This window comes from Stenotrophomonas sp. 10L48 (assembly GCF_056395105.1).
The window spans coordinates 137,736-152,911 of record NZ_JBFTIX010000008.1 but is presented as its reverse complement, the minus strand read 5'-3'; the positions used below and the strand labels follow the sequence as shown (position 1 = coordinate 152,911).

At 64.0% G+C, this 15,176-nt stretch carries 21 protein-coding genes; 11 read left to right on the top strand and 10 right to left on the bottom strand.

The genetic code is table 11. From position 1 onward, the window contains the following. Positions 1-383: 383 nt before the first annotated feature. Positions 384-644 carry a hypothetical protein gene (locus AC1DCU_RS14855; RefSeq protein WP_442251510.1) on the bottom strand — a complete coding sequence of 87 codons (261 nt, stop codon included), beginning with the start codon at positions 642-644 and terminating at the stop codon, positions 384-386. 126 nt (positions 645-770) lie between these two features. On the opposite strand from AC1DCU_RS14855, the gene AC1DCU_RS14850 reads away from it, so the two are divergent. The 3 genes from AC1DCU_RS14850 to AC1DCU_RS14840 all read left to right on the top strand — a co-directional run bounded on the left by AC1DCU_RS14850 (position 771) and on the right by AC1DCU_RS14840 (position 2,668). Then, entirely contained in the window at positions 771-1,076 is a 306-nt protein-coding gene (locus tag AC1DCU_RS14850) for a TatD family hydrolase (RefSeq protein WP_442251509.1), read from the top strand. Between the two features lie 468 nt (positions 1,077-1,544). Continuing rightward, on the top strand, positions 1,545-1,814 hold the full coding sequence (locus tag AC1DCU_RS14845; RefSeq protein WP_025875897.1) for a hypothetical protein: 270 nt from the start codon (positions 1,545-1,547) through the stop codon (positions 1,812-1,814). A 155-nt stretch (positions 1,815-1,969) separates the two neighbouring features. Beyond that, positions 1,970-2,668: a hypothetical protein gene (locus AC1DCU_RS14840; RefSeq protein ID WP_032978312.1), complete on the top strand. Its 699-nt coding sequence runs from the start codon at positions 1,970-1,972 to the stop codon at positions 2,666-2,668. A gap of 39 nt (positions 2,669-2,707) precedes the next feature. Here the strand turns inward: AC1DCU_RS14840 and AC1DCU_RS14835 are convergent, their stop codons facing one another. Continuing rightward, complete coding sequence (locus tag AC1DCU_RS14835) at positions 2,708-4,003, bottom strand: GAF domain-containing sensor histidine kinase (RefSeq protein ID WP_442251508.1); 1,296 nt, start codon at positions 4,001-4,003, stop codon at positions 2,708-2,710. Positions 4,004-4,108: 105 nt separating this feature from the next. Beyond that, positions 4,109-4,273 (bottom strand): hypothetical protein, encoded by a 165-nt coding sequence (locus AC1DCU_RS14830; protein WP_442251507.1) that lies wholly within the window; start codon positions 4,271-4,273, stop codon positions 4,109-4,111. Positions 4,274-4,561: 288 nt separating this feature from the next. On the opposite strand from AC1DCU_RS14830, the gene AC1DCU_RS14825 reads away from it, so the two are divergent. After that, positions 4,562-5,110: a TetR/AcrR family transcriptional regulator gene (locus AC1DCU_RS14825; protein ID WP_025875904.1), complete on the top strand. Its 549-nt coding sequence runs from the start codon at positions 4,562-4,564 to the stop codon at positions 5,108-5,110. Between the two features lie 28 nt (positions 5,111-5,138). Then, entirely contained in the window at positions 5,139-6,125 is a 987-nt protein-coding gene (locus tag AC1DCU_RS14820) for an NAD-dependent epimerase/dehydratase family protein (protein ID WP_442251506.1), read from the top strand. 3 nt (positions 6,126-6,128) lie between these two features. Here the strand turns inward: AC1DCU_RS14820 and AC1DCU_RS14815 are convergent, their stop codons facing one another. Continuing rightward, the gene (locus AC1DCU_RS14815) at positions 6,129-7,148 is read right to left on the bottom strand and encodes an AraC family transcriptional regulator (RefSeq protein ID WP_442251505.1); all 1,020 of its coding nucleotides are present in this window, start codon (positions 7,146-7,148) and stop codon (positions 6,129-6,131) included. On the opposite strand from AC1DCU_RS14815, the gene AC1DCU_RS14810 reads away from it, so the two are divergent. The 3 genes from AC1DCU_RS14810 (at position 7,132) to AC1DCU_RS14800 (ending at position 9,222) form a co-directional block, all read left to right on the top strand. Continuing rightward, the gene (locus AC1DCU_RS14810; RefSeq protein WP_478013555.1) at positions 7,132-7,902 is read left to right on the top strand and encodes an SDR family NAD(P)-dependent oxidoreductase; all 771 of its coding nucleotides are present in this window, start codon (positions 7,132-7,134) and stop codon (positions 7,900-7,902) included. The genes AC1DCU_RS14815 and AC1DCU_RS14810 overlap by 17 nt on opposite strands. Positions 7,903-8,112: 210 nt before the next feature. Beyond that, complete coding sequence (locus AC1DCU_RS14805; protein WP_442251503.1) at positions 8,113-8,682, top strand: TetR/AcrR family transcriptional regulator; 570 nt, start codon at positions 8,113-8,115, stop codon at positions 8,680-8,682. A gap of 63 nt (positions 8,683-8,745) precedes the next feature. Further along, positions 8,746-9,222: a nuclear transport factor 2 family protein gene (locus tag AC1DCU_RS14800; RefSeq protein ID WP_154879023.1), complete on the top strand. Its 477-nt coding sequence runs from the start codon at positions 8,746-8,748 to the stop codon at positions 9,220-9,222. Between the two features lie 93 nt (positions 9,223-9,315). Here AC1DCU_RS14800 and AC1DCU_RS14795 read toward each other — a convergent pair whose 3' ends face one another. Further along, on the bottom strand, positions 9,316-9,759 hold the full coding sequence (locus AC1DCU_RS14795) for a RidA family protein (protein WP_478014202.1): 444 nt from the start codon (positions 9,757-9,759) through the stop codon (positions 9,316-9,318). A gap of 145 nt (positions 9,760-9,904) precedes the next feature. Here AC1DCU_RS14795 and AC1DCU_RS14790 point away from each other — a divergent pair, with 145 nt between their 5' ends. Both AC1DCU_RS14790 and AC1DCU_RS14785 read left to right on the top strand, forming a co-directional pair. Continuing rightward, positions 9,905-10,336 (top strand): HVO_A0114 family putative DNA-binding protein, encoded by a 432-nt coding sequence (locus AC1DCU_RS14790; protein WP_309598830.1) that lies wholly within the window; start codon positions 9,905-9,907, stop codon positions 10,334-10,336. Between the two features lie 468 nt (positions 10,337-10,804). Continuing rightward, positions 10,805-11,173, top strand: a complete 369-nt coding sequence (locus AC1DCU_RS14785) for a hypothetical protein (protein ID WP_442251501.1) — start codon at positions 10,805-10,807, stop codon at positions 11,171-11,173. Positions 11,174-11,203: 30 nt separating this feature from the next. Here AC1DCU_RS14785 and AC1DCU_RS14780 read toward each other — a convergent pair whose 3' ends face one another. Beyond that, the gene (locus AC1DCU_RS14780) at positions 11,204-11,881 is read right to left on the bottom strand and encodes a hypothetical protein (RefSeq protein WP_442251500.1); all 678 of its coding nucleotides are present in this window, start codon (positions 11,879-11,881) and stop codon (positions 11,204-11,206) included. A gap of 129 nt (positions 11,882-12,010) precedes the next feature. Here AC1DCU_RS14780 and AC1DCU_RS14775 point away from each other — a divergent pair, with 129 nt between their 5' ends. After that, positions 12,011-12,466 carry a YybH family protein gene (locus AC1DCU_RS14775; protein ID WP_442251499.1) on the top strand — a complete coding sequence of 152 codons (456 nt, stop codon included), beginning with the start codon at positions 12,011-12,013 and terminating at the stop codon, positions 12,464-12,466. Between the two features lie 96 nt (positions 12,467-12,562). On the opposite strand, the gene AC1DCU_RS14770 is transcribed toward AC1DCU_RS14775, so the two are convergent. The 4 genes from AC1DCU_RS14770 to AC1DCU_RS14755 form a co-directional block, all read right to left on the bottom strand. Further along, positions 12,563-13,588, bottom strand: a complete 1,026-nt coding sequence (locus AC1DCU_RS14770; protein WP_032978039.1) for an NAD(P)H-dependent glycerol-3-phosphate dehydrogenase — start codon at positions 13,586-13,588, stop codon at positions 12,563-12,565. A 20-nt stretch (positions 13,589-13,608) separates the two neighbouring features. Next, entirely contained in the window at positions 13,609-14,127 is a 519-nt protein-coding gene (gene secB, locus AC1DCU_RS14765) for a protein-export chaperone SecB (RefSeq protein ID WP_025875931.1), read from the bottom strand. Between the two features lie 99 nt (positions 14,128-14,226). Further along, complete coding sequence (locus AC1DCU_RS14760; RefSeq protein WP_025875933.1) at positions 14,227-14,664, bottom strand: rhodanese-like domain-containing protein; 438 nt, start codon at positions 14,662-14,664, stop codon at positions 14,227-14,229. 57 nt (positions 14,665-14,721) lie between these two features. After that, complete coding sequence (locus AC1DCU_RS14755; RefSeq protein ID WP_080150286.1) at positions 14,722-15,153, bottom strand: hypothetical protein; 432 nt, start codon at positions 15,151-15,153, stop codon at positions 14,722-14,724. Between the last annotated feature and the right edge of the window lie 23 nt (positions 15,154-15,176).

The window sequence follows — 15,176 nt, the reverse complement described above, 5'->3', positions numbered from 1 at the left end:
GGTGCATCCCTGAGTATTCCTGTCCATTACCGCTTCTGAGGGCGGCACCGGCGTGATCGCAACGATCACACCCCTGTAGCTCAATTAGCAGAGCAGCGGATTCATATCCCGTCAGCGCCAGATGGGTGGCAAATGCCGGTTCGAGCCGGGCCAGGGGCACCATTATTATGTGGAGGACCACATGGGTGACCTAGCGGGCTTCCTAGATTCGCACTATCGAGAGTGACATGGGTCACCCAATCAGCTGTCATCTCAAGATTTGCGCCCGTCGCGCCGATAGTAGTCAACAAACGACAGTTAGGAACGAGTGAATGACATACAGGACCGAACCCTTGCCAGTCCAGCCCCCCCCGGTAACACAGACGCCCCGAGAGGTAGAGGCCCTAGAGAAGAATGAGCGATTTTTCGTTAACATCAAAGACCAGATAGAACTGACCAAGGGAGTAACGCTGGGCTTGGCCGTCATTGCGGCCTCTCACGCTTTGCTGGGCAGCGGGCTGGACAATTTCACGAAAATCGCGGGCGCACTCGTCTGCATAATTTTGGGCTTCTGGACCATATATTGTGCGGTCGCCCTGTTCTGTCAACACAGGATGAAAATTCGAGGACTGCCAATTAAAGCCAAGATCGCGCGTGTAGCGCAATACACTTTTCTATGTGCTGCCTGCTTGTTCGCCGGCGACTTGGCTCTTCAGATTGGCAAGCACGCGTCTGCTAGTGAACTTCCCACTATCCGAGCGAGCACGCCGGAAGGTCGCACCGCGGGTTGAATGTCATCTGCGCCAGATGCTCTTGAGCGTCAGCCAGAGGCGGGTTGGCCGACTCTTCACTGCTTCTCCGGAAGCAAGCGTGAGCTCGCGCGTGCTGTAGAAATGGCCTACCGGTTCTCGATTGGGCCAGCCATGCTACTGAGTGAAAGAGGACGTAAGTTAGTGCAGCTCATGCCACCTGATGGCGTTCTGACCGAGACTGACGGGCCGTTCGTCCACCTTGATGGGAGAGCATTTCTCCCTGAGACGTCCATTCAGAGTATCCGGTGCTTTCCGACATATGGGCCTGCGAAGCTCGGGACGTAGATCAACGCATTGAATCTAACCTTAGGCGGTTTTCATCAATGATGAGTCACTCCTGATTTCGTGCCCGCGCCATATCACCTTCGCTCCTCGTAGTCCGCATCTAGGCGACCCGTCGCAACCATCCATGCCGCGCGAAGAGCGCTTGCATCTTCGACCTGATCGCCCTGCGCCATGAGGCCTGCACACACGAAACCGCGGTGCCCGCGTCGATGTTGTTGCGCCACGCTCATCGGCGCCCATCGAGAGGAACACCATGAGTCGGCTTCAGGCTTATGAATTGGGGAGATCGAAGTGGCACAAGGACATCAACCGATGCGGCAGAGCTCGCTTGTTCCCGCTTGTTAAGGATTGCTGATTGCCCGACCTTCACAGGCCATCCACGTCTTCCAACTGCAGCTGAAAGCACTTCGCAGCGGCGGGAACAAACGCCGCTATATTCCAGACTCCCCAGACGAAGGAGGGAGTGGAATGTTCCTGACCAAGCAGCAAATCAACGCGGCACGTGCCGTCACCGTAGCCATCGTTGCTACCGTAAGCCTCGGTGCTTGCGCCACCTACAAAGACGAATTTGCAACGATCAACTCGCGTCTCGACCAGCTCGACGTGAAGGTGCAGGGCGCGGCGCAGAGCGCCGAATCCGCCAACCAGTCTGCACAGCAGGCCAACCAGCGTCTGGATCAGATCGAAGGCCGCGTGCAGCAGCTCGAAAGGGTCCCCGGCCGCAAGCCGCGCGGGTAACCGCTCTCCACCCACTTTGATGAACGCTTGAACCAGACACCAGTGGCCTTCACCGGCCACTGGTGTCTTTCAGCCTCTCGGTCGTCATCCGAAGGAGCCGTCCCATTCGTACGTACTCACTCCCTGCACGCCGGGCCGTATCGGCCACGCTGGCCATCGCGCTGGCACTGGCAGGAACCGGCGCAGCCAGCGCCAGGAACGCCAAGGAAGCCAAGGACGCACCCACGGAAACGGCGACCGCCGCCGATGAACTTCCGCAGGGCCAGGAAGTGTCCGATACGGTGATTGAACTGGCCGGCTGGGTCGTGGCCAGCAAGGACAACCAGGGCTATCCGTTCGCGATCATGGACAAGGCGGCTGCGCAGGTCCTGGTCTTCGGCGGTGACGGCAAGCTGCGCGGCGCAGCGCCAGCGCTGTTTGGTTCGGCCATCGGCGATCACTCGGCACCCGGCGTCGCCAAGCTCGCACTGAGCGCGATTCCCGGCCACGACCGCACCACCCCGGCGGGTCGTTTCATTGGCGCCTATGGCCCGTCCGAGGACGCCGGACGCGTGCTGTGGGTGGACTACGATTCCGCCGTTTCAATGCACCCGCTTCCCCCGGGCACCCCGAAAGAGAAGCGCAGCGAACGACTGGCATCGGCCACGCCGGACGACAACCGTGTCACCCACGGCTGCATCAATGTCTCGCCCGGGTTCTACGAGCAGATCGTGCATCCCACGTTCGAGAAAGGCGGCGTGTTCTACGTGCTGCCGGACAAGGATTCGATCGAAGAAACGTTCCCGGAGTTCGCGCAGAGTCGCGCGGCTGCGAAGGACGTGGATGAAAAAGACGCGCGACACGCCCGCAAATGAAACCCGGTTGAAGGCTGCGGACGTGGTCGCGGCAGACCGCTACGGAAGCTCCAGCCTGGGCATCTTGAACGTGAACAAGGTGCCGGCGGCCGCACTGGACTCCACCTCCAACGTGCCGCCATGGGACCGCGCGATCTCCGACGCAATGTAGATGCCGAGGCCGAGACCCGGCCGCGGACGCTCACTCTTTTCACGTGAGAATGGGCTGAAAATCGCGTCCAACCTCGCTGATGGAATGTGTCCCTCGTTGTGTACGTCGAGCGTGAGCATTTCCGGCTCGGAGTGGACGGTCAGCGTAATCGGGGACGAGCGCTCTCCGTGTACCGCTGCATTGGTGAGCAGGTTGGCCAGGAGCTGTGCCAATCTGCTCGGGTCGCAGACCACGTCGTCGTCTATCTTTATGTGGACCTTGATGTCCTGGCGGCCAGTGGCGATTTCCACCTCTTCCACAACCCGCTTCAGGTCTTCTTCCAGCGTGCTTGTCAGCTGCAGCGCGATGGGAATGCCGCCGCCCAGACGTCCCCTGGCGAAATCAAGCACGTCGTTGATCAGTCCGTCCATTCTGGCAACGCCGGAGGTGATGTGCGCGAGCATCCGTTGCTGGCGCTCAGTGCCCGCCTCACATGCCAGCGAATCTGCGGCGATGCTGATGGCCTGCAGCGGACTGCGCAGGTCATGACCCAGCACGGCAATGAACTGGTCGCGCAGGTCGGCGACACGATGCGCGTCGGAGAGCGCCGTTTCCGCTCGCACAAGGCGATCTTCCTTGTCGAGGTAACTTCCTACCAGGTCGGCCAGCAGTTCCATGGAGCGTTGGACGTGGGCTATGTCGAAGTTGGCCGGTGCCGAATCAATCGCGCAGAGCGTGCCGAAGAAGCTCCCGTCTGGCCGATGGATGGGAACGGACGCATAGCTCTCAAGCCCGTAGATCCGTGGCGTGTGATGCTGGGAGTAAATCGGGTGCTCGCTTGCATGCGCAAATACAACTGACGTCGCCGACTGCCTGATCTCGTCACAGATGGTGGTCTCAAGCACCAGTTGGCCACCGGGAACCAGCCCGAACCCCAGGGTGTCGAAGGTGGCGCACGCGGTCCAGGTTGTCTGGGTCACGCGGGCAATGGCCGTGAATCGTGAGCCCGTGATGTGGGCGACGGTCTCCAGGATTCGCGGCACGGCCTGGATTCGACCAATCTCGGCGATGTCGTCCAGCAGATTGGGGTCCGTCAGCTTCTGCATGGTCGCTCGTCCGGTGGGCACCGCATCATCCCATGGAACCGTTGTGTAGGTTGATGCGAGGGTGATTGCGGCCTTTTCAGGCTTGGTCGTGGCGGACACTCGGGCCCCCTGCGGGAGGTGAACGACCGATCTGTCCGAATGCAGACATTGCGCAGGTCAGGCCATCTCCTTGGTCTCGTGGTCGCGCCGATCGTCGATGACCGTTCAGAGCTTGATTTCCAGCGTTGCCCGATACAACAGCGCCGTCTTGCGGCGCCGCTCGATATCCGTCGAGCCGCTCTCGTCGAAGTAGGCGTTCCCCGAAATGATCGCCTGCTGCAGCAGTTGCGCACGCTCACGCGGAGCTTGCTCTTCCTGCTGATGCTCCATCGCACGTCAGGTTGAAGACAGAGGGCACCGAAACCTCCACTGCGGCCGTGACCCAGCTGCTGAAAGGTCTTGTAGGTGCTGGCTACGTGGACAAGCAGGAGGCAACCGACGACCGGCGCAAGTGACGGCTGCCGGTCGAGCGCGCCACCGGCAGCGCGAAGCGAACATCCAGCAGTGGATGCAGCAGGCGCTGGCGCACTCTACGACGCGCTGTAGGCCGCCCAGAGGGCTTTACACCATCGCATCCATATTTATAATCGACCGGATGGTTAAATATGGAATCCGGTGATGGGCCGTCGCAAAAGTATTGATCCGCAGCAGCTCCTTGATGCTGCCGAGCGCGTTGTCGCCCAGGTGGGGGCGGCGCGCCTGACGTTGGATGCGGTGGCCGCCGAAGCCGGGGTCAGCAAGGCCTCGGTGGTCTACGACTTCCAGTCCAAGGCCGGTCTCATCCAGGCCGTGGTCGAACGTGCGGTGGCCCGCGACAACGCCTTCAACCGCGAGGCGGCCAAGGGGTTCAACCAGGATGCGCTGCTGCGCGGTCGTATTGCCGCAGCGGCCCAGCCCTTTCCCGAGGCATTCCAGCCGGTGGCCTTGGCGCTGTGCGCGGCCATGGCCCAAGATCCACAGCTGCGCGCACCCATCCAGCACAACCAGGCGCAGATCCTGGCCGAGATCCAGCAGCAGGCCACGCACCCACGCAGCGCGTTGCTGGCATACCTCGCGCTGGAGGGTATGAAGCTGCTGGAGTCGCTGGACTACGTGCAGTGGCCGGCCGCGCAGCGGCAGCAGCTGCTGCAGGACATTGGCGCGTTGATCGAGACGCCGCCGCGCTGAACCCGTTCTCTCCCCCGAGGTAACCCTGATGAGTTCTTCCACCCTCTTCCTGACCGGAGGAAGCGGCTACGTGGGCCGCAATCTGATTCGCCGCCTGTGTGCAGACGGTCACCACGTGCGTGCGCTGGTGCGCAGCCCCCAGGCGGCGGCGGTGGTACAGGCGCTGGGCGCCCAGCCGGTACACGGCGATCTGCTGGACCCCGACATCGCTTTGGCGATGGAGGGCTGCGCCGCGCTGATCCACGCGGCCGCCGACACCGACCACCGAAATGCTTCACCCAGCCAGTGGCAGACCAACGTGGAAGGCACCCGCAACGTGCTGACGGCCGCCCGTACTGCGGGTGTGTCGGTGGCGATCGTGCTGAGCAGCGAATCGGCACTGACCACCGGTGCGCCTTTGCATCAGGCGCGCGAGAACCATCAGTATCCGGCGCGCGCAGCAGGCATCTACGGCGCGAGCAAGGCTGAAGCAGAACGGGTGGCGATCGCGCTGTCCACACCGCATTTCGCAGTGAAGGTGCTGCGACCAAGATTTGTCTGGGGCCGCGACAACACGACCGCTATGCCCTACTTGCTGCAGGCCGTACGCAGCGGCCGCTTCGCCTGGATCGACGGCGGGCACTACCTCACCTCGTCCACCCACGTGGACAACCTGGCTGAAGCGGTCTGCTGCGCCTTGACGCGCGGTGCGGGCGGCCGTGTCTACCACATCTGCGATGGTGCGCCCGTGCCGTTCCGCCGTCTGATTGGCGCTCAGTTGCTGGCTTATGGCGTACAACCGCCTGAAAAACAGGTGCCGCGTGCGCTGCTGCGTGTTTTCATCGGACTGGATGACCTGTTCCGCAGACTGCGGCTGCCTCTGCGTGCGCCAATGACCCGCCAGGAGTTCGCATCTTCAGCGGTGGAGGTCACGCTGGATGACAGCCGTGCACGCAGCGAGCTTCGCTATCGGCCGGCGGTTACGCTGGAAGCCGGAATCGCGATGCTGCAGCGCCAAGTGGCCGAGCAAGGCTGATACTCATCGAGCGATCAGCGGGAGAGCCTCGCGCGGTGCGTGGCCGAACAGCCGACTGAACTCGCGGCTGAACTGAGAAGGGCTCTCGTAGCCCACGGCGAACGCGGTGGCGGAGATGCTGGTGCCGCCCCCCTGCAGCAGGCGACGTGCCTCGATCAGGCGCAGCTGCTTCTGGTACTGCAGCGGTGACAGGCCCGTTGCCGCACGGAAATGCCGATAGAACAGCGCGCTGCCCATGCCTGCACGGCTGGCCAGCGCGGCCGCATCAAGCGGTTGCCGGAAGCTGCGTTGCAGGGTGCGAATCGCGCCCGCCATCCGCCGTGCCAAGGGAGATGGCTGGGCCATCGCCAGCAGTGCTGGCCCTGCTTCACCCTGCAACAGACGAAACAGCAGCTCACGCTGCAGGGCAGGCCACAGCAGCCGCTGGGCGTCGGGCGTGTCGAGGGCCAGCTCCAGCAGACGCAGCAGACAGCTCAGTACGGGTGAATCCAGCGCTACCACACTGAATGGCGCAGGATGAGGCGCTTGGCCTGTCGGTGGGTTGCCCAACTGGCTCAGCAACTGTCGCAACAAGACGGTGTCCAACTCCACCACCAGCCCCAGAAAATGCGTCTGGTGGTTGCCCCGGGCGGCCATCCCGCGAGCGGGAACGGGCTGACGGGTGAGTAGTGCATCGCCGGCGCGATATTCCAGCACCGCATCGCCCACCCATACCTGTTTGGCCCCCTGTAGCACCGCCGCCACCGCGGGACGGTACAGAGCCGGGGCCGGAGCGCGCGTTGATCCTGTACGCGCCAGCCAAGCGCCGGGCAGAAGTTCCAGCAGCGGCTCCGCGTCCAGGCTGCGTGCGCGCAGCACCGCCTGCGCCTGCAGCGCTAATGCACGCAGCGGGGCTTGGCGATCACAGGTAGCAGGGAAATCGGGCAAGGATCGTGTGCAATTGGGCAAGTGCGGACGGCACCGTGGGCGCAGCATGTCACGCTCCGTTTCACGAGACAAAGCCACCATGAACAGCGTACACACTCCGCGCACCATCGCCCTGGTTACCGGCGGCAGCCGCGGCATTGGCCGCAGCATTGCCCTCCACTTGGCCAGGCAGGGTAGCGACGTGATGATTACCTACCAGCATCAGCAGGTTCAGGCCGCCGAAACCCTGCGCCAGATCGAAGCCTATGGCGTACGCGCCGCGATGCTGCCGCTGGATCTGGATGCGGTTGGATCACTGGAGACCTTCGTATCGGCTGTGCGGGCACAATTGCAGCGCTGGGGTGCATCGTACTTCCAACAGCTGGTGAACAATGCAGGGCTGCACGCACCATCGGCGTTCGGTGAGATCCGCGGCGATGACATCGACCTGCTGTACCGCGTGCATTTCAAAGCGCCACTGCTGCTGACCCAGTTGCTGGCGCCGCAGCTGGCCGATGGCGGCGCCATCATCAACATCTCCACCAGCCTTACCCGCCACGTGGCTGCGGGCAGCCTGGTGTACGCAGCAATGAAGAGCGCACTGGAAACCGCCACCCACTATCTCGCGCTCGAGCTGGGACCGAGGGGCATCGCGGTCAACGCCGTAGCCCCTGGCGCCACCGAGACCGACTTCTTCGGCGGTGCAGTGCGCGACGATGCCGCCGTGAACCACTATGTGGCACAGCACACGGCGATGGGACGTACGGGTCGCCCCGACGACATCGGCATGGCCGTGGCAAACCTGCTGGCGGGAGGCAGTCATTGGATTACCGGTCAGCGCATTGAGGCCTCAGGAGGAATGCTCCTGTAAGCGACTAGAGGGCCTCGCGATGTCAGCTTCTGGCCGAAAGTGGACGCTGGCGTGTGCATGCAATCCGAGCAGATATTCGTCAACCCGGCCGGGCGCTACAGGTTCTGGAAATGTCCGGATTACCTGGCAGGTCGCCTTCGGCAACTGCGCCGCCGAGCTGATGTGTAATCGCTGGTTGACAAGGTAGAACGATCGTTCTACCTTGGCGCCATGGATAAGACAACGACCGACACCCGACTGAAGATCCTGGACACGGCGGAGGCGCTGATTTACCAGAACGGAATACATGCGACCGGCATGGATCTGCTGGTGAAGACCTCTGGCGTTGCGCGCAAGAGCATTTACCGACACTTTGAAAACAAGGACCAGGTTGCCGCAGCCGCGCTGAGCGCGCGGGACGTGCGCTGGCTCAACTGGTTCAGGCAGGAATGCGACAAGGCCGGCAGCCCGGAAGCGCGCATCCTGGGCATGTTCACGGTGCTCAAAGGTTGGTTCAGGTCCGAGGGCTATCGCGGCTGTGCCTTCATCAACACGGCAGGCGAGGTCGGCGATTCTCACGACCCGATCCGCAGGATCGCCAAGCACCACAAGCAGAAACTGCTCGATTACACGCTGGAGCTCACCGGGCAACTGAACATCGCGCAGCCGGCCGTTCTGGCGCAGCAGCTCCTGCTTCTGATGGAAGGCGCCATCACCGTATCGCGCGTGATGGGTGACTACGACGCCGCAGACACCGCAAGGGACGTTGCGCAGTTGTTGTTGAAGCAAGCCACGCGCTAACGCCGCAGTAACCGAAATCCCGCCGCAGTACCCCGTTCATCCATTTCCACTGGAGGCCCCACCGTGTCCGCAGAAGCACCCCGTCCCCCCCTTCCCCCGTTCACTCTCGAAGCGGCGATCCAGAAGGTTCGCTTGGCAGAAGATGGCTGGAATTCCCGCGATGCCGACAAAGTGGCGCTTGCCTATTCGCTCGACACCCAGTGGCGAAACCGCGCCGAGTTCACCAACGGCCGCGAGGAAGCCCGGCAGTTCCTTGCCCGAAAGTGGAAGAAGGAGCTTGAGTACCGCCTGATCAAGGAATTGTGGGCATTCACCGGCAACCGCATCGCCGTGCGCTACGCCTATGAATGGCGCGACGACTCTGGAAACTGGTTCCGCTCCTATGGAAACGAGAACTGGGAGTTCGGCGCGGATGGTCTGATGGAGCGCCGCTTCTCGTGCATCAACGACATGCCCATCAAGGACAGCGAACGCAAGTTCCACTGGCCACTGGGGCGCCGCCCGGATGATCACCCGGGGCTGTCCGACCTGGGCATGTAAGCTGCGGAGCCAACGTGAGGAAGGCCTGCGGGCGTGAATGCGCCCGCGGGCTTTCCATGTCAGCGCGGGGTGCTCCTTCGCTTCAGGGTCCGGCTACGGCTGCACTTCAGCGCGGAACGCGATCTCGATCAACTGTTCGGGGAAGKCGAGCGCGGAAACCCCGATGAGGTTGCTGGCCACCTGGGGAACAGGCTGGCCATAGACGGCAGGCCTGACCTTGCTGCTGGCGGCGAACGCCGCAGGCACATCAATGACAAACAGGGTTTCCTCAACCACATCCGCCAACGATCCACCCAGCTCGGCCAACAACACCTGCGCGTTCTCGTAGGTGCGCTTCATCTGCGCTTCCATGGTGTCGAAGTTGGCAGGCTTTCCATCAGCGCCCAGAGCGGCCGGTGCCACCAGCTGTCCCTCCGGCGTGTGCGAGAGCTGGCCCGACACGAAGATCGAATTGTTCACGCGCACGGCCTGTACATACCCATAGGTCGATTCCCACGGCACGCCGAAGCTGGCCGTCTTGCGGTTGGAGGTACTCATTGCGTTGTCCTTCCAAGGATAAGGTCGCTGGTCTGCCGGCAGGCTCGGGTCCCCGCCTGCCCCGAACGGGTGAGGCAAGCGTGATCGTGAGCCTCGTGCGGCTGCTGCTGGCCGGAAGCAGACACAGCCTTCGGTTGCGCCATCCATGCGCCGTTTGTTCAATCCAGCGCGTGCTCGGCCAGACATGATCTATCGGTCCCAATGCAATCCCGCACCGATGACAGATTCCGATACGTGCCGTTCGCCAGTCCAAAGTACCTTCCGACGTTGTGTCATCGGTGGAGAACGAAAGGACAGATCGGCACCACCGCAGGTTACGGAGGGGGCGATAGCCTTCTCCACCCTGTCTTCCCTGGCCGCAGTATTGAGCGATGAGAACCGCCGGCTGTTGCGACTGCTGCGCGAACTTCAACCCAGGTCGCTCACCGAACTGTCCGAGCACTGCGGGCGCAAGGTTCCAAGCCTTTCTCGTACCCTTCGGATGATGGAAGGCTATGGGCTGGTTGAACTGAAGCGGGTCGGGGCGTCTGTGGTGCCATCTGCCATGGCCACGCGCTTTCTCATAGAGCTCGACTAGCACCACGTTGTATCGCCGCATCGCGGAGTTCTGTCGTTATTGCCTCGTTGACGTGTCAGCCCACTACGCTGGCAATCACGACCCATGTCGCATATTCCTCTATCGCCGAGGGCCCTTGCGCCATCGGCGTCTGGGGCGGCTTAACAGCATGCAAGAATGCCGAAAGCGTCTTGCATCAAGCATTGAATGCAACTCTTCTGATTGGCACTGCGCGTCGGCACAGGTACAGATGACGAGCCGCCTCATCTGGGGCGGCCGGGCCTCGAAAACCCGTATCGACAATGAAGTGATTGCGCTTGCCGGCCGACGCCACCTCGCGTGGCGTCGGTCGGCAATCCGTCTGCCGGCTGCGGCGGGCGGAGCGTGGAGGCCTTGTGCCTGCCGGTTCATTGTCCCGGTTTTCGAGCCACGTCTCCGCCCGCCACCTTTGTGTGGCGGCTACCGTCTGTCCTGCACGGAGCCCCAGCCATGACTGCACCGGAATTCCCCCGTCCCCATCCCTATCGCGCAGCTGACGATGCGTCATCAGAGCAAGCATCTGCGATCGATCCCAGAGCTTTCATCGCCACGCTGACGCGTATCGGCAACGGCGCAGCCGCCGACGGCCAGCCGTGGCCGGAGCGTCATCAGATGCCCGGCCGCCGCATGGCGCTGGCCGATGCGGACTGCGCACTGGCGGGCCTGCGCATCGCGCTGGAAATGCTGCTGGCGGCCGAGCGCGTCCGCCAGAACGGACCGGACGACGAATACGTGGGCGATCGGGTGATGGAGGGTTTGATGATGGCGTGCCTGGCGCTGACCGCGCAGGTCAGCGCGCGGATGCGGCCTGAGGCGTAACGCCGGAGAATCTTCCGGCGTTACCGCCGGTCATTCGCAGGAATCGCCTTCTTCCTTCAGCATCGCCTCGTCCACCGGCCGCTCGCGCTCGATCAGCGCGCGCTGCTCCGCGTTCGGCTCGCCCAGCCACCACACGTTGCAGCGGGTGGTAAGGCGGCCGACCATCTTCGAGTGCGTCGGCGAATACAGCATCGCCAGCGCGGTGGTCGAGCACTGGTGCGCCTGGCAGGCGGTGTAGAGCCACCACGGCTCGCCCTGCAGCACCATCAATTCGCCAGGCCCGCTGGGACCGCTCAGCAGGCGTTCGCGCAGGGAGGGGACGTTCTTGTCGGGCGATTCGGCCGTGGCAGTGTTCTTCATCAGGGCGTCGAACGCGGCCAGCACCTTCGGGTCCTTGCGGCCGCAGTCGTCCACGGTGTTGCCGCCGACCAGGGTGAAGAAATAAGTCGCCAGCGGATTGTCCGCGCAGGTGAGTTCGGCGCCGGGGGTCTCACCTTCCGGCTCGCCTTCGTTGTCCCACACCGACGGGTCCACGCCGTCTTCGACGGAAGGCGCGTTCTCGACCACCGTGGCCGTGGCGGCGGGGGCTTCCGTCGGCGCAGCAGTAGCGGCGGGTGCAGCTGCGGTGCCTGCTTCCGGTGCCGGTGCCTGCGTGCACGCGGCCAGCAACGCGACCAGCCCTGCCATTCCCATCATTCGAGACGTCATTCCCTGTCCTGTGTCCATTCGCCCAGCCGGCGACCGCGTGATTCTACCCGCCAGCCAAGGTGGATACTCTGGCAATCACGCCTTCCATCACTGCCAGGATGCAGACGTATGTGCCGTTCAAGACTTGCCGTGATTCTTCTCAGTGGCCTGTTGCTGGCCGGGCCTGTTGTTGCGCAGGAGCCCGCCGCACGCTCGCCCGCCGCGCGTCTTGCCGATGTCCCCCTGCCCGCCGCGCTGGATCGCGTGCTGCGCGATTACGAACAGGCGTGGCGCACCGGTGATGCGAAGGCGTTGGCGGGATTGTTCGCCGAGGATGGTTTCATCCTGCAGAGCAACCAGCCGCCCGTGCGCGGGCGCGCGGCGATCGAGGCGGCGTATGCCGGCCAGGGAAGCAGCCCGTTGCGGCTGCGTGCGCTGGCCTATGCCGCAGAGGAATCCACCGGTTACATCATTGGTGCCTACACCTACGGCAACAACGCAGGCGATACCGGGAAGTTCACGCTGACGTTGAAGCGGGTGGCGGGTGGGCCATGGATGATTTTTTCGGACATGGACAACACCAACGCGCCGCCGCAGTCGCGGTGATGGGCGCTGCGGGTTCCGCAGTAGATCCACGCCATGCGTGGATGGGTTTCGCGCACGCACAGAAAAAACCCCGGCGCTGGGCCGGGGTTTTTCGATTCACTTGAACAGCGTATCCGGATACTCCGGTTTCTGTTCGCGTGCCAACAGCGCACGCAATCCTTCTTCCGGGGTCTGCTCGCCATGCAGCACGGCGCGCACGCGGTCGGAGATGGGCAGGTCGATGCCATGACGGCGCGCCTGTCGCATCACCTCGTCGGCGGTCTGCACCGACTCGACCACCTGGCCGATTTCGCGGATGGCGTCCTGCAGCGTCTGCCCGCGGCCCAGGGCCAGGCCCAGGCGGCGGTTGCGCGACAGGTCGCCGGTGCAGGTCAGCACCAGGTCGCCCAGCCCCGCCAGGCCCATCAGCGTTTCCGGCTTGGCGCCGATCGCTGCCGCCAGGCGCAGCATCTCGTTGAGGCCACGGGTGATCAGGCCGGCACGGGCGTTCAGGCCCAGCTGCATGCCATCGGCCACGCCGGTGGCCACGGCCAGCACGTTCTTCATCGCACCGCCCAGCTCGGCACCGACCATGTCGTCGCCGGTGTAGGCGCGAAACGCCGGACCGTGCATCGCCTCGGCCACCGTCTGCGCGAACTCGGGCACGTCGCCGTGCACGGTGATCGCGGTCGGCAGGCCCAGAGTGACTTCCTTGGCGAACGACGGCCCGGTGACAACGGCCAGCGGCACGTCCTCGCCCAGCACTTCGCGCGCCACTTCATGCAGGAAGCGGCCAGAGCCGGGCTCGAAGCCCTTGGTGGCCCAGGCCACACCGGCACCGGCCGGACGCAGCGGTGCCAGCGCGCGCACGGTTTCACCGAATGCATGCGACGGGGTCACCACCAGGATCCAGGCGGCACCTTCCACCGCCGACGCGAGGTCGGTGGTGGCGCGCAGCGATTCCGGCAACGGAATGCCCGGCAGGTAACGCGGATTCTCGTGGCGCTGGTCGATGGCCTCGACCACGGCGGCATCGCGCCCCCACAGCACGGTCTGGCGACCGTGGCGGGCGAGCAGCGTCGCCAGCGCGGTTCCCCAGGAACCGGCGCCGAGTACGGCAACCTTGTCAGCGGTAGTGCTCATCCGTGACGTCGCGGCCGGGATCAGGCGTTGCCGGCCGGCTCGGAGTCAGCCAGCGACGGTGCGTCGCCCTGCTCCTGGCGCTGGCGCAGGGTTTCTGCGTACAGGCCTTCGAAGTTGATCGGCTGCAGGAAGAACGGCGGGAAGCCGCCGGCCTGGATCAGGTCGCTGACCAGCTGGCGCACGTACGGGAACAGGATGTTCGGGCACTGGGTGCCGAGGAGCACGTCGATCGACTGCGGGTCCAAGCCGACCAGGCCGAACACGCCAGCCTGCTTCACTTCGGCCACGTACGCGGTGCGCTCGCCGGCCTGGCAGGTCAGGGTCACGGCCAGCACGACTTCAAAGGCATTCTCGCCCAGACGCTGGACCTGCTGGTTCAGGTTGAGCTGCAGTTCCGGCTGCACCTGGTCGTTGAAGATCGACGGGGCATTCGGCGACTCGAAAGAAACGTCCTTGACGTAGATCTTCTCGACGGTGAACGCGGGGCCGGTGGCGGCATCGACCGGCGCGACAGCGCCGTTGGTGGTCTCTTCGGACATTTCCAGTAACTCCAGTGAATGCAATGAAAACGATGGTCGAATTACTGCGATGGGGGCGGCGGAGGGCGCAAACAAGGCCACATCCGCCACCGCCTGCGATCAGTTGCGGCCCTTGACCAGCGGCAGTTCTGCCTGCTGCCACGCGGGGATGCCGCCGTCGAGCACGAAGACCTTTTCGAAGCCGGCCTTCTTCAGCGCCTTGGCGGCGGTCTCGGACGCGTTGCCGCTGCGGCACACCAGTACCACCGGGGCCTGCTTGGCGTTGGCCACCAGCTTGTGCTCGGGGCCGAACGCGCTGGCCTGGGCACTGCGGCTGCCGGCGATGTGGCCCTTTTCGAAATCAGCGCTGGGCGACAGATCAACCACCACCGTGCCGCCCGCGTTGATCAGCTGGGTCAGTTCGGCGGGCTTGATGCCCTTGAAGCCCCGGAACAGGCGGCGGATTTCGGTGACGATGAGGGCCACGGTCAGGCCGACCAGGGCCGCGGACAGCATCGGGTTTCGGCCTGCGAAGGCCAGCAACTCTTCGTAATTCACTCAGGTCACGGGTCGATTAAGCGGGCGCCGATTGTCGCACAAGCCGGACGCGACCCGTCACTGCCCCTGCCAGAGGTCCGGCAGGCCCGCACTCTGCCACCAGCGCTTGGCTTCCGGATCCCAGCGCCAGCGCTCGGTCACCACCACGGTGCGCTCGGCCTGGGTGTTCTGGTTGATCACCCCGATTTCGACCCGGCGCTCGACCTGGCCGCCGTCCAGCGATGCGCTGCTGCGCTCGCGGTAGGACGACACGCGCAGCTGCGCATAGCGGTTGAGCTCGAACTCGGTCGGCGGCTTGGTCTTGCGCAGCTGCGGGTCCAGATAGGCGATGGCGTCGTCCATGCTGCCCCAGCGGATGGTGGCACCGTAGGCGATCTGGGTCTCTTCCAGCAGCTTGCGCTGCTTGCGGCTGAGGTCGTCGGCGGCAGCGCCGGCGGCGGCGCTGAGCAGCAGCAGGGAACACAGGAGGATCTGGATGAGGCGGCGCATCGGTGGGTTCCGCAGGGCGTCAG